This is a genomic window from Cytobacillus oceanisediminis 2691 (assembly GCF_000294775.2).
Lineage (GTDB): Bacteria > Bacillota > Bacilli > Bacillales > Cytobacillaceae > Cytobacillus > Cytobacillus pseudoceanisediminis.
This window is the reverse complement of record NZ_CP015506.1, coordinates 1,980,676-1,993,823: the sequence shown is the minus strand read 5'-3', so window position 1 is coordinate 1,993,823 and position 13,148 is coordinate 1,980,676. Positions and strand designations below refer to the sequence as shown.

Annotated in this window: 12 protein-coding genes; all 12 read right to left on the bottom strand. The window is 42.6% G+C overall.

What is annotated here, in order from left to right; translation table 11 throughout:
* Positions 1–82 precede the first annotated feature (82 nt).
* The gene (spoVS, locus tag A361_RS10105; RefSeq protein WP_009330666.1) at positions 83–343 is read right to left on the bottom strand and encodes a stage V sporulation protein SpoVS; all 261 of its coding nucleotides are present in this window, start codon (positions 341–343) and stop codon (positions 83–85) included.
* Positions 344–623: 280 nt separating this feature from the next.
* Positions 624–1,421 (bottom strand): TIGR00282 family metallophosphoesterase, encoded by a 798-nt coding sequence (locus tag A361_RS10100; RefSeq protein ID WP_009330667.1) that lies wholly within the window; start codon positions 1,419–1,421, stop codon positions 624–626.
* 129 nt (positions 1,422–1,550) lie between these two features.
* A complete protein-coding gene (gene rny, locus A361_RS10095) occupies positions 1,551–3,113 on the bottom strand; it encodes a ribonuclease Y (protein WP_019381799.1) in 1,563 nt (520 codons plus the stop codon).
* A 774-nt stretch (positions 3,114–3,887) separates the two neighbouring features.
* On the bottom strand, positions 3,888–4,928 hold the full coding sequence (gene recA / locus A361_RS10090) for a recombinase RecA (RefSeq protein WP_009330669.1): 1,041 nt from the start codon (positions 4,926–4,928) through the stop codon (positions 3,888–3,890).
* A 271-nt stretch (positions 4,929–5,199) separates the two neighbouring features.
* Positions 5,200–6,450: a competence/damage-inducible protein A gene (locus A361_RS10085; protein WP_009330670.1), complete on the bottom strand. Its 1,251-nt coding sequence runs from the start codon at positions 6,448–6,450 to the stop codon at positions 5,200–5,202.
* A 27-nt stretch (positions 6,451–6,477) separates the two neighbouring features.
* Positions 6,478–7,056, bottom strand: coding sequence for a CDP-diacylglycerol--glycerol-3-phosphate 3-phosphatidyltransferase (gene pgsA / locus A361_RS10080; RefSeq protein ID WP_009330671.1), 579 nt, complete (start codon positions 7,054–7,056; stop codon positions 6,478–6,480).
* A gap of 120 nt (positions 7,057–7,176) precedes the next feature.
* On the bottom strand, positions 7,177–8,097 hold the full coding sequence (locus tag A361_RS10075) for a helix-turn-helix domain-containing protein (RefSeq protein ID WP_019381798.1): 921 nt from the start codon (positions 8,095–8,097) through the stop codon (positions 7,177–7,179).
* 21 nt (positions 8,098–8,118) lie between these two features.
* Positions 8,119–8,910 carry a YmfK family protein gene (locus tag A361_RS10070; RefSeq protein ID WP_009330674.1) on the bottom strand — a complete coding sequence of 264 codons (792 nt, stop codon included), beginning with the start codon at positions 8,908–8,910 and terminating at the stop codon, positions 8,119–8,121.
* A gap of 233 nt (positions 8,911–9,143) precedes the next feature.
* Complete coding sequence (locus tag A361_RS10065) at positions 9,144–9,401, bottom strand: DUF3243 domain-containing protein (protein WP_009330675.1); 258 nt, start codon at positions 9,399–9,401, stop codon at positions 9,144–9,146.
* A 116-nt stretch (positions 9,402–9,517) separates the two neighbouring features.
* Positions 9,518–10,240, bottom strand: a complete 723-nt coding sequence (ymfI, locus tag A361_RS10060) for an elongation factor P 5-aminopentanone reductase (RefSeq protein ID WP_019381797.1) — start codon at positions 10,238–10,240, stop codon at positions 9,518–9,520.
* A gap of 58 nt (positions 10,241–10,298) precedes the next feature.
* The gene (gene yfmH / locus A361_RS10055) at positions 10,299–11,588 is read right to left on the bottom strand and encodes an EF-P 5-aminopentanol modification-associated protein YfmH (RefSeq protein WP_019381796.1); all 1,290 of its coding nucleotides are present in this window, start codon (positions 11,586–11,588) and stop codon (positions 10,299–10,301) included.
* A complete protein-coding gene (gene yfmF, locus A361_RS10050; RefSeq protein WP_019381795.1) occupies positions 11,588–12,868 on the bottom strand; it encodes an EF-P 5-aminopentanol modification-associated protein YfmF in 1,281 nt (426 codons plus the stop codon). The genes yfmH and yfmF overlap by 1 nt, the downstream gene beginning before the upstream one ends.
* Positions 12,869–13,148 lie beyond the last annotated feature (280 nt).

Sequence of the window (13,148 nt, the reverse complement as noted above, 5' to 3'; positions counted from 1 at the left end):
GGTTTTAATATTTTTTCACGAATTTATATTTTGCTGACTTATGCATATGACAATGGATGATTTCCCATTCTGAAGCTTTTGGCTAACGCGGCTCCACAATCAGCTTAATGGCAGTCCGCTCTTCGCCGTCAATCAGAATATCCGTGAATGCAGGGATACAAATTAAATCCACTCCGCTAGGCGCTACGAATCCTCTTGCGATCGCTACTGCCTTAACAGCCTGGTTCAATGCACCCGCACCAATTGCCTGGATTTCTGCATTTCCTCTTTCGCGAAGAACTCCAGCAAGCGCACCAGCTACAGAATTAGGATTAGATTTTGCTGAAACTTTTAATATTTCCATTCCTAGCTCCTCCTCGTTTTACCCCTCCTGTATGCATTGCTCAAAGCGCTGATTCGCCTTCTGCAAAGGCCGAATGCCTTCAGAGAGGCAATTACTTTCCGTTCATGTCATACTGCTTTGATGGAATTTAGCACCAGGTCTATATATCATTCCATTGCTACTATATTCAGCTTGGAATTCACATATTCCGGCTTGGACAAAAAAAGCAGGGTTTCAGGCTGATTTTCATGAAAAAAACTAAAAACTGCATTCGGACATCCGAATGCAGTTTTTTATCTGTTTATGTGTAAAAAGGGTGGTCATCGTTAATTAAGATCCGGTCAATTTTTTTTGCGAGCCCCGTTTTTGGGTTCAGCTCAATGAATGCTGCACTTAATTGGGTCCTGCCTTCTTTCGGAACCTCAAATCGAACCGGTAATCCAGTCAAAAACCTTTTGATCACAGCTTCTTTTTCAACACCAAGGATACCGTCATAAGGGCCTGTCATTCCTACATCAGACATAAAAGCTGTCCCGCCAGGCAAAACACGGTTATCGGCTGTCTGCACGTGCGTATGCGTACCTACTACTGCTGATACTTTTCCATCCAAATACCAGCCCATTGCCTGTTTTTCACTTGTTGCTTCCGCATGAAAATCAACAAAAATGAACGGAGTCCTTTCACGGGCTTCCTTTATCAGTTCATCCGCCTTTTGGAAAGGACAATCACTTGTATTCATAAAAGTCCTGCCCTGAAGGCTGATAACCGCTACTTCCTCTGTATTGAATTTTAAAAACACCATGCCTTTGCCAGGATTATTTGAAGGAAAATTGGCCGGACGGACCATGTATTTAGCGCGGTCAATGAATTCAAAAATCTCCCGGTTATCCCATGTATGATTACCGAGCGTTACCGCCTGAGCACCGGCCTCCAGAAATCCCCGGTATATCTTTTCTGTTATTCCCTTTCCCCCTGCTGCATTTTCCCCATTAATAATCGTGATATGCGGGCGGTATTTTTCTTTTAGCTTCGGTACATATTCAGTGATCATATCACGCCCCTGGGATCCCACTACATCTCCGACAAACAATATATTCATGTCATATCCCTTTCTGTTTTTAAAGATATATGTATGCTTTTCCAGTCTTTTTTATTAGTTTAACACAGTTTCCTGCATCAATATAAAGCACACCCCGAAAAAGAAATAAAGCGATGCATGTGCATCGCTTTATTTTGCATATTCAACGGCCCTCGTTTCACGGATAACCGTGACCTTGATGTGGCCCGGGTAATCAAGTTCCTCTTCAATCTTCTTACGGATATCCCTTGCCAAACGATGAGATTCAAGGTCATCAATTTGTTCAGGCTTAACCATAATGCGAATTTCCCGTCCTGCCTGAATGGCAAATGATTTTTCAACGCCATCATAGGATTCTGAAATCTCTTCAAGCTTTTCCAGACGTCGAATATAATTTTCAAGAGTCTCTCTTCTTGCTCCAGGTCTTGCTGCTGATAAAGCATCAGCTGCAGCGACAAGCACGGCAATGATCGAAGTAGGCTCTGTGTCACCATGGTGGGAAGCAATACTGTTGATGACAACAGGATGCTCCTTATACTTAGTGGCAAGTTCCACACCGATTTCAACATGGCTTCCTTCCACCTCATGGTCGATTGCTTTTCCAATATCATGAAGCAATCCAGCACGGCGTGCCAATGTTTCGTCCTGTCCTAATTCGGCCGCCAGCAAACCTGAAAGCTGAGCCACTTCCATTGAATGCTTTAACACATTCTGACCGTAGCTTGTACGGAATTTTAAACGGCCAAGAATTTTGATTAAATCTGGATGCAGACCGTGAACACCAACTTCGAAAGTAGTTTGTTCACCAATTTCGCGGATGTGTTCATCCACTTCACGGCGGGCCTTATCAACCATCTCCTCAATCCGAGCTGGATGGATGCGTCCGTCCTGAACCAGTTTGTCTAAAGCTAAGCGTGCAGTCTCACGGCGAATCGGATCAAAACCGGATAAAATAACCGCTTCCGGCGTATCATCGATTATGAGATCAATTCCAGTCAGAGTTTCAAGAGTACGGATATTACGGCCTTCACGGCCAATAATGCGCCCTTTCATCTCATCATTTGGCAGGTTGACAACTGATACTGTAGTTTCTGCTACATGATCAGCTGCACATCTTTGGATAGCCAGTGACAAGATTTCCTTCGCTTTCTTATCTGCGTCCTCTTTCGCTCTAGTCTCGCTCTCTTTTACCATAATAGCGACATCGTGAGCCACTTCCTGCTCCGTGCGCTCTAAAATGATGGACTTTGCCTCTTCACGAGTCAAGCCTGAGATGCGTTCCAGCTCAGCTTGCTGCTCTTTAATCATCTCGTCCACTTTGCTTTCCATCTCTTCAATATGCTGTTGTCTTTTGCTAAGAGAATCGTCCCTCTTTTCTAAAAGCGCTTCACGTTTATCTAACGTTTCATCTTTGCGATCAAGGTTCTCTTCTTTTTGCATTAAGCGATTTTCTTGTTTTTGCAGTTCATTTCTTCGATCACGAATTTCACTTTCCGCATCTGTGCGAAGCTTGTGAATTTCATCTTTCGCTTCAAGCAGGGCTTCTTTCTTCGTAGCCTCAGCTTCTCGCTTTGCGTCTTCCAAAATCTGCTCAGCAGCATCTTTAGCTCCTGCAATTTTTGCTTCGGCAATAGATTTGCGAACAAAATAGCCAACAATAGCACCGACGATTAGGCCAAGCAAAATGGAGATGATTGCTGTTACTAGATCCATCATTTCACCTCCTCTTGCTATGAACTTGTTTGTGTTACGTTTTTTAAAGTGTCGGCATGTACATTGTCCAATTCAACATACAGCACTAAGGCTTTTAAACGTTTCAATCTCAATAAAGCACTGGGCATCCATTTGAGGGCTGGCATAATATTAACGTATGAATAGCCAATGGAGCCTGGAGAAAGACAAAGTCTAACTCAGTAAGAATTTCTTTACATATAAAATGTAAAATATACATTTTTAATTGTAAAGCTGTGGAATTTCATTGTCAAGGGTTTGTCCTATAGGCTTTTCTTAATATTTCGATTGGTTTGAACACTTTTGATCATTTAGTCAATTCATTTTTTTATGTCTTAAGATTACAACTGGTTACAATTAAGATTTTGTTTAGCGTCCGTTGAATATGGGTGTTGATTTCTGATGCAGTCACTCAGCGGCCGAGGGCGGTCCGGGAGCCTCCTCAGCGCATTCGCGCCAACGGGGTCTCCCGTTTACCGCACTCCCGCAGGACATTGAGTAAGCTCCTCTGTTAAACACCGCACGAAGAAAATGCGTTAGCATTTTCGAGGATCTCGCGCCTTCCACTACAATCAGCATGTACTAATTAAGTAATTTTAGTTATCAAAACCCTTAAACCGATATTTCAAAGGATATTTTCAATACTACTGATGAACTGTCGTACCATGAGCTCAAATCCACATGTAACCTTCCCGTTTACATAATTTCATACCTATAAGAAAAGCAAAGCCGCCCGGGCTTTGCTTTTGCTTTGTATTAATCGATCAGCTCGAATTCTTCCTGCTCTTCGTCTCCGCTGATTACTTTATCTCCATCAAGTCCATAGTGTTCACGGATTTGTTTTTGGATAGTGAGGCGGATTTCAGGGTTTTCTTTTAGGAATACTTTGGCGTTTTCACGGCCTTGGCCAAGGCGCTCTTCATTGTATGAGTACCATGAGCCGCTCTTTTGGACAATATCCAGTTCAGAGCCAAGATCGATGATTTCGCCTTCCTTAGAGATTCCTTCACCGTACATGATATCTACTTCCGCCACTCTGAACGGAGGAGCGACTTTGTTTTTGACAACTTTGATCTTTGTCTTATTACCAACCATTTCATTGCCCTGCTTAAGAGTTTCTGCACGGCGCACTTCAAGACGGACAGAAGAGTAGAATTTCAAAGCGCGTCCGCCAGGAGTGGTTTCAGGGTTTCCGAACATAACTCCGACTTTTTCACGGATCTGGTTAATGAAAATCGCAATGGTTTTAGATTTGTTGATTGCGCCTGATAGTTTACGAAGTGCCTGGGACATAAGGCGGGCCTGCAAACCAACATGGGAATCACCCATTTCCCCTTCAATTTCAGCCTTTGGCACAAGGGCTGCAACAGAGTCAATTACCAGAATATCAACAGCTCCGCTTCGAACAAGTGCTTCTGCAATTTCAAGCGCCTGCTCTCCTGTATCCGGCTGGGAAAGTAAAAGCTCATCAATATTCACACCAAGATTTTGTGCATAAACAGGGTCTAGAGCATGTTCAGCATCGATAAAAGCAGCTTGTCCGCCGCTTGCCTGAACCTCTGCAATTGCATGCAGGGCTACAGTTGTTTTACCTGAGCTCTCAGGTCCATAAATTTCAATAATGCGTCCTCTTGGATAGCCCCCTACCCCAAGAGCTGCATCAAGGGCAAGGGATCCGCTTGGTGCAGTGGAAATTTTCCGGTCAGTCTGTTCACCAAGCTTCATAATAGAACCTTTACCAAATTGCTTTTCTATTTGTTTTAACGCCATTTCAAGAGCTGCTTGACGATCACTCACTAATAGTTCCTCCTTTTATATAGACGAATCTATCTTTTGATTAGATTCGTTTTGTCTCATCTCAAAACCTAACTCTACTATAAACCTTTTCAATGCATTTGTCGAGCAAAAAGTCGAACATCCATTCGATTTTTTTCACCAGGACATTTTGCCCGAAAATATCAATTCATGCTGTGGAAAATGTAATTTTCAGATGTGAATCAATAGAAGAAATGGCATTTCGATAAGAATTCTGTCTATTTTTCAGGCTATTAAAAAATCAGAACGCTTTTCAGGCGCTCTGACATTCTTTTAATGCTTTTATAAGAAAATGGCAGCCATATTTTACCGTACGGACACGGTTTGCCGCCCTGGTTCCCCCAAGGTTCAGCTTTTCAGTCTGGACAGGCTTACCTTTTATCCAGATGCCTATATATACGGTTCCCACCGGGTTGCCTTCCAGTTCGTCAGGACCAGCAACACCTGTGAAGCTGATTCCGATATCTGAGTTAGTCAGACTGGCGACATTCTCAGCAAGCTCTGCTGCACACTGAGCACTGACGACCCCCTCGTTATCAATCGTTTCTTTGCGAACTTTTAAAACCTCAGCCTTAACTTCGTTTGTATAGCAAACCACTCCGCCTTTTAGAAGTCCGCCTGCTCCCGGAATGGATGTAAACTCCTGCTGAAACATGCCGCCTGTTAAACTCTCAGCAGCGGAAATAGTCATATTGTTTTCCTTGATCAGCTTGGTGAGCTCATGCATCAAGGAAGTGTCATCGTAGCCATAGAAGAATTCGCCGACACGGCCGAGGATTTTAGCTTCAGTTTCATCCATCAGCATCATTGCCGTGTTAGGCTGGCTATGCTTTGCCGTAAGCCTTAGCGTGACTTCTCCGTCAGAGGCAAGCGGAGCAATTGTTGGATTACTCTGCGCATCGATAATATCTTCAATCTCAGTTTCAAGCATGGCTTCTCCAATCCCGAAAAAGTGCAATACCCGGGAAACAATCACATCATCTGTGCCCAGCTTGGATTGCAGGGCCGGAAAAGCATGTTTCAGGAACATAGGCTCCATTTCATTTGGAGGTCCCGGAAGTAGCATAAAAACATGCCCGCCATTATCGGAAATCATTCCAGGAGCCATTCCATGCTCGTTAGGAAGTACTTGTGCATCCTCAAGTACAAGTGCCTGTTTTTTATTATTCTCAGTCATCTCTCTGTTGGTCCGTTTAAAATACATCTGTATGGATTCAAGCGCCTGCTCATCCATGACAAGCTCTTTGCCTAGATGGCGGGCAATCGTTTCTTTCGTCAAATCATCCTTTGTCGGCCCCAGCCCGCCAGTGAAAACGATCAGATCTGATCGATCTTCCGCAATTTTGATCACAGACTTCAGGCGCTCAGGGTTATCGCCAACCACTGAATGGTAAAAAACATTAATGCCCAGTTCAGCAAGCTGCCGGGAAAGAAAGCGGGCATTTGTATTAACGATTTGTCCAAGTAAAAGCTCAGACCCGACAGCTATAATTTCTGCATTCATTCAAAAGCCCCTTTCTGGCTAAAAAAATTATTTTGAGTTAATGAAGGCCTGCTTGTTTTTTGCAAAATAGTCCCAGCCGGACCAGATGGTAAAGAACATCGCAACCCAAAGGGCAATCAGATCAAACGGAATTGAAACCATTTCAAAAATAATATTATGTAAAAGCAGTGAAGAAATGGCCACAATTTGAGCCCATGTTTTGATTTTGCCTAGCTGATTCGCTGCGACTACTTCTCCTTCCCCCGCCAGAACAAGCCTTAAACCTGTTACGGCAAATTCACGGCTAATGATAATAATCACAATCCAGGATGGAGCCAGCTCAAGATCAACAAGGACAATCAATGCTGCAGAGACAAGGAGCTTGTCTGCAAGCGGATCAAGAAACTTACCTAAATTTGTAACCAGATTGTATTTGCGGGCAAAATAGCCATCAACCCAATCGGTAACTGAAGCAATGATAAAGATAAGAGCTCCAATCAGGTGGGTTACCGGCATTTCCGCTCCAAGGAATTCTATATTTCCCCACGAAAAAGGAACAAGCATTACGAGCAGAAATACGGGTATCATCATGATACGTGACACTGTAATTTTATTTGGCAGATTCATGTTTTACCTCCAAGTATAGTAAATGAAGCTTCTTGCAGAAAAAGGTGTCAGACATTCGCTGCAAACCTTTTAATGATAATTTTTACATAAAAAGCGAAAATAGTCATCTAAAGAAGATGACTATTCGGTCTTCGGCGCGTACTTAATGGTTATATCCTGCTTGACGGATTGTGAAGGCGGCACCTTATACTCAATTTTTTCGCCGTTTACATAGATTTCAGTTTGAGTCGAATTTCCGACTACAATAGAAGCTTCCGTTTCCTTTGAAAAGTCTACCTTCTGGCTTTTCGTGCCATCAGCTGTCAGCATTCCCTGGTAGAAGGAATTTCCTTTGCCGTTTTTGATATTCACCCAAGTTTCTCCTGTAGACACAACTTCCAGTTCAAACTTGTCCGCATTTTTCAATTCATAAACCGTTCCATTTCCGCTGGATTGCACCACAGCAACCTCCTGCTTTGGCGCTTCCTCGGCTTCTTGATCCTCGGCAGTTTCCTCAGCAGAGTCTTTGTCAGCAGATTCTTCTTTCTCTCCTGCTGATTCATCTTTATCATTTTCATCTTTTTTACTATCTGAAAGGTTTTCAGACTCTTCTATGACCGTCTGCCCATCTGTCCGATCAGATGGCTGCTCTTCATTATCCGCCTGATCTTTGGCACCCAGGAAATTATAAAGGACTGCGATGAGACCAATTATAAAGACACCAATAAGTACCTTTGGGAGAATATCGAATACCTTTGAAGTCCTGCCAGAAAGATCTTTTCTGGATTGAACACGGGATAGCTTTTCCGGAATATCATCATTCATCTGTGCCGGAATGTCATTTTTATACTGCTCGAAAATTTCTTCAGGCTCAATTCCCACCGCTTCAGCATACTGCTTTATAAATGCCCTGACATAAAACTTCCCGGGCATCATGCTATAATCGCCCTCTTCAATACCCATCAAATAGCGCTTTTGTATTTTTGTGACCTTTTGCAGATCGTCAAGGCTCATATCCTTAGCCAGCCGCGCTTCTTTTAAACGATTTCCTAGTTCTGTCAATTTACAACACCTTCCAACTTACTAAAAATCAAAGCCTCCAAAATCAGATTCAGAGAACATACTGTTTTTCTCTACTACATCATAAGTAATCTCTTCCTCAGGATCGTGTCGGAGCTCAATAATATAATCGAAATCATTAAGGGAGTATTCAGTGTTTTGCACAAAGATATCCGGATGCTCTACTACTTTTACTGCAGGAAGGCGCATAATTTCCCGCACAAGCTGCCAGTGACGTTCATTTGCACGTCGGGTTGAGACAATTCCGTCTATTATGAACAAATTGTTTTCATTATATTCATCCTCGATCAGCTGGTTGCGTATCGTCTGCTTTAGCAGAGTGGATGAAACAAATAGCCATCGTTTGTTGGCACAAACACTTGAGGCCACAATGGATTCAGTTTTTCCAACCCTTGGCATTCCCCTGATCCCTATAAGCTTGTGCCCTTCCTGTTTAAATAATTCCGCCATGAAGTCGACTAATAAACCAAGCTCGTCCCTGACGAACCTGAACGTTTTCTTGTCGTCGGCATCCCTTTGAATGTATCTTCCATGGCGCACAGCAAGACGGTCTCTAAGTTTAGGCTCCCGGAGCTTAATCACTTTAATTGTATCCATAGTATTTAAAATCGATTTTAAGCGTTCAATCTGTTCGTGGTCTTTAGCCAGAATCAGCAATCCTCTTCGGCCTTCATCCACACCATTGATGGTAACGATATTTATGGAAAGCATACCCAGCAGGGAAGAAATGTCACCAAGCAAGCCGGGACGATTCTTTTGGATTTCATATTCCAAATACCATTCTGTTTTCTCCACCGGAAAACCTCCTCCTGCATGATGCGCGGCTCATTGCGCATTTTATATGTATATGTATATCTTTTATTAATGTAAATTTTTATTAAACCTACCCTGAATTTTCATCTAGATTCTATAATATATGATTTTTTACCAATATGAAAGGAAAAACCCGTCTGGCTGTGGAGGAAATTCTTTTTGGGGAAAACGAAAAGAGAGGATTTCCTCTCTTTTCGCTGATTTACATTAAATTCTTATTGAGAGCCGTCGTTTTGAACAAGCTTTACCATCATATTTGCAATGGCATGCTGCTCATCCGGGCTTGCTACAGACCAAAGATCAGCCAGGATTTTTTCCTGGTCATTCTTCGGCTCCACTTGCTTGGCTAAATAATCGCCGATTTGGTAAGCAAGGTCATTTACAGTTTCCTTATTCATCCCCTGGTTCTGTCCCTGATGAAGACGATCTCCAAGGAAGTCTTTCCACTGCTGCCAGTTATCTAGTACAGACATAATTATTGCCTCCTTTAAATGTTGTACAATTATATTGTGCTTAGGGGCTGAATAAAATATGCATGCACTAATACACATGAACAAAAAATATGTGAAACTTCAATGAACGATAGGAGTTACGTATACCAGCCGCCATTTACAGCCAAGACCTGTCCGGTAATATACGAGGCCCTTTCTGAAAGAAGGAAGGAAACGGAGTTGGCAATGTCAGCAGGCAAGGCAAGCCTGCCCATAGGAATATCGCTTTTTACGGCATCCAGCTCCTCTTCAGTAAAATCATTCAGCATAGCTGTCTCGACTGCACCTGGGGCAACCGCATTAACCCTCACTCCGCTTAGGGCAACTTCCTTGCTTAAAGCTTTTGCAAAAGCAATTTGGGCGCCCTTAGCTGCCGAGTAAGCAACTTCACAAGCAGCACCCGTCTGGCCCCATATAGAGGAAATAACGATGACATTCCCGCTGCCCTTTGAAATAAGTTTTGGCAGAAGCTCTTTGGTCAGCAGAAGAGGTGAGGTCACATGAAGGTTCATCAGCGCCTCAGTTTCCGCTTCCGGCAATTCCGTCAGAAGTCCGTATTGTGCTGACCCGCTATTATGGATAATGGCATCAAGCGAAAAGATATTTGGTATAATTTTTTTATAGCCGCCTTGTACAGACAGGTCTGCCTGGATTGGAATATATTCTCCATCAAAGGCCTGCAGGCGGTCCAGCAGACTGTTTATACTTCGCTTATTTTGATTGTAATGCAAATAGAGCGAATAGCCTTCCTCCGCCAGTTTAATGCTGATTTCCTGGCCGATTCCTCCGCTGGCTCCAGTTATTAACGCAAATTTCCTCATTTCATACACTCCCGAAAAAAGCAAAGCGCCTTTTATGGCGCTCTGCTGAAACAGCTTTTTATTTTTTAGGCACAACCTGACAAACCGTAAATCGTTCTTCGCTAATCAAATGACCAGCCGCATTTTCCACATCCTCAAGTGTGATGCTTTCAAGCGTCGGCACAACATCAAACAAATCCATCTCATTAAAAGCATACCGGGTAAATTGATTGGCTATATACTCAGGTGAATTGACAGCACGCAGGAATGCACCTATTTTCTTCTTTTTTGTCCGATCAAGTGTTTCCTGTGAAATAGCTCCCTTTTCCCTTGCATCCAGCAGCATCTTTTGCAATGTATCAGCTAAACGGTCAGGATCATTTGTGTCCCCGCCGACCATGGCAAATCCAAAGCCCTGTTCCTGTGTATAATCAAAGGAGAATGTGTCATCAATTAACCCTTCATTATACAGTGAGCTGTAGTGCTCAGAGCTTTTACCGAATAAGATATCCAGCAGCACATTCAGACTCAGTTCATTTTTGAGCATTTCTTTGCCGGACTGATTTGCATTACTGCTCTTTATCCCAACAAGGCACTTTGAGGTCTGAACATTCATCTCAAGAACCTTTTTCTTTTCGGCCGCTTCAGCAGGCTCTTCTTCGAATTGGCGTTTAATTTCCTGCATCTCTTTATAATCCTTCTTGCTTTGATTCGTTCGAACCTGAGACATAATCTGATCCGGATCAACGGGTCCAACGATGAACAGCAGCATGTTGCTTGGGTGGTAGAAGGTTTCATAGCATTCATACAGCATATCTTTTGTAATATGGGAAATGGACTCGATCGTACCTGCTATATCGATTTTAACCGGGTGGTTTTTATACATATTTTCGATCAGTCCAAAATATAAGCGCCAGTCAGGATTGTCATCATACATGGTGATTTCCTGGCCGATGATGCCTTTCTCTTTTTCAACAGTCTTTTCTGTAAAATAAGGGTCCTGCACAAAATCAATCAGAGTCTCAAGGTTCAACTCTACGTTCGATGTGCTGGAGAATAAATAAGCAGTCCTCGTAAAAGAAGTAAATGCATTGGCTGATGCTCCCTGCTTGCTGAATTGCTGGAATACATCTCCGTCTTCTTTTTCAAAAAGCTTGTGCTCCAAAAAATGGGCAATCCCATCAGGAACATTTACAAAATCATCTTTCCCGGGGGGCAGGAAATGATTGTCGATCGAACCATATTTCGTTGTAAACGTGGCATAGGTCTTGTTAAATCCCTTTTTCGGCAAAACATATACATCCAGCCCATTTTCAAGGTTTTCATAATACAGCTCTTCCTGAAGCTGGTCAAAAGTGATTTTTTCCATTACTTGCCCGCCTCCTTTCCTGTCAGGAAATACACTGTATCCAAACTGACCTTCTTAGCTGTTTCGGCAATTTCCTCTTTAGTTACCTTATTCATTTCATCCATCCAGGTTTGAAGCGTAATTTCTTTGCCTGACACAACATTATGATAGAGGACTTCGACAATCCCGCGGGCTGTATCAACAGTCTCCAAAAGCTGATTTTTTATGACAGCTTTGGTCTGCTCCATTTCCTGTTCCGTAAAGTCCCCGTTTTTCATGGCTTCCAGCTGTTCTTTAATAATATTAACTGCCTGGTCATAATTACTATTATCGATCCCCGACATAACCATCATTAAGCCTTTATGGCTTTCAAGGCGGCTGGCTACATAGTATGCGAGACTGGCTTTTTCGCGGACATTCAAGAACAATTTTGAGTGTGAAAAGCCTCCAAAAATTCCATTGAATACCTGCAGGGCATAATAATCAGAATCACCGTAAACGACTTTTGTCCGATAGCCGATATTTAGTTTCCCCTGCTTCACATCCTGTTCTTCCCTGACTTCGTTAACAGATTCTCTGATTCTTCCTCTAGATGCCGGCGCTGCCTGCGGGGTTCTTTCCTCTAAAGATAAAAGCTCCCTTGCGTAGGATTCGGCATCTGCCTCGTCCACATCACCTATTACATATAAATCAAGTTCATCCTGCGCCATTGCCTGCTGATAATATTCATATAGACTTTCAGGCGTAATTTTATCCACATCTTCTTTCTCGCCATGCACATGGAGCGCATATGGCTCATCCTTGCACATTTCCTGTACCAGCCGAAAATTGGAATAGCGCATTTTATCATCATAAACGGATTGAATCCGCTGTTTCAGCGTCCTTTTTTCTTTTTCAACCGTATCCTGGTCAAAAGCCCCGCCTTGCACATTTGGCTTAGTCAGGATCTCCGATAAAAATTGGAACGCTTTTTTCAATAGAGGCGTTGGGTCTGAAAGAAACTTCTCATTTGCAATTTCAACAGAAATGGTAATGACATGATACTCACCCTTTTTCGCCAAATCGACAAAAAGAGTTGCACCATATAATTCATCTAGATAAGAGCGCAGCTTTCCGGTTGCAGGGTATGACGAACTGCTGCTTTGCAGGACATGCGGCAATAAAGATCTTAATGTAACAGTATCCTTTTCAAGCGGAGCTTTCATTTTCCAGACCAGTGTATTGGTTTTATATTTCTCTGTTTTAACTACATGAAGCTTAAAGCCATTCATGGCTTTTACGGATTCAGAGATTACAGCCATTTCTTTTCCTCCTGTCGGTAGATTGATGAGTCCAAAGTACGGTCAGTATTAAGAATAGGGATCAACACCTATATGTAAACACTTTGCTGCTATCTTCTATAATATCCTTTGTATTAAATCATATTCTTACTATACCTTGCCCTATTTCTTTATTTCAAGTTATTGGCTGTCTTGGAAGGTTATAGAACAAAATAAAAACCCCTTTTAGGGGTTAGCTTACAAAGACTGACTTAAGTTTAGTATCATGATTTTTCATCACTTTTCCGCATTCAAAATGCAC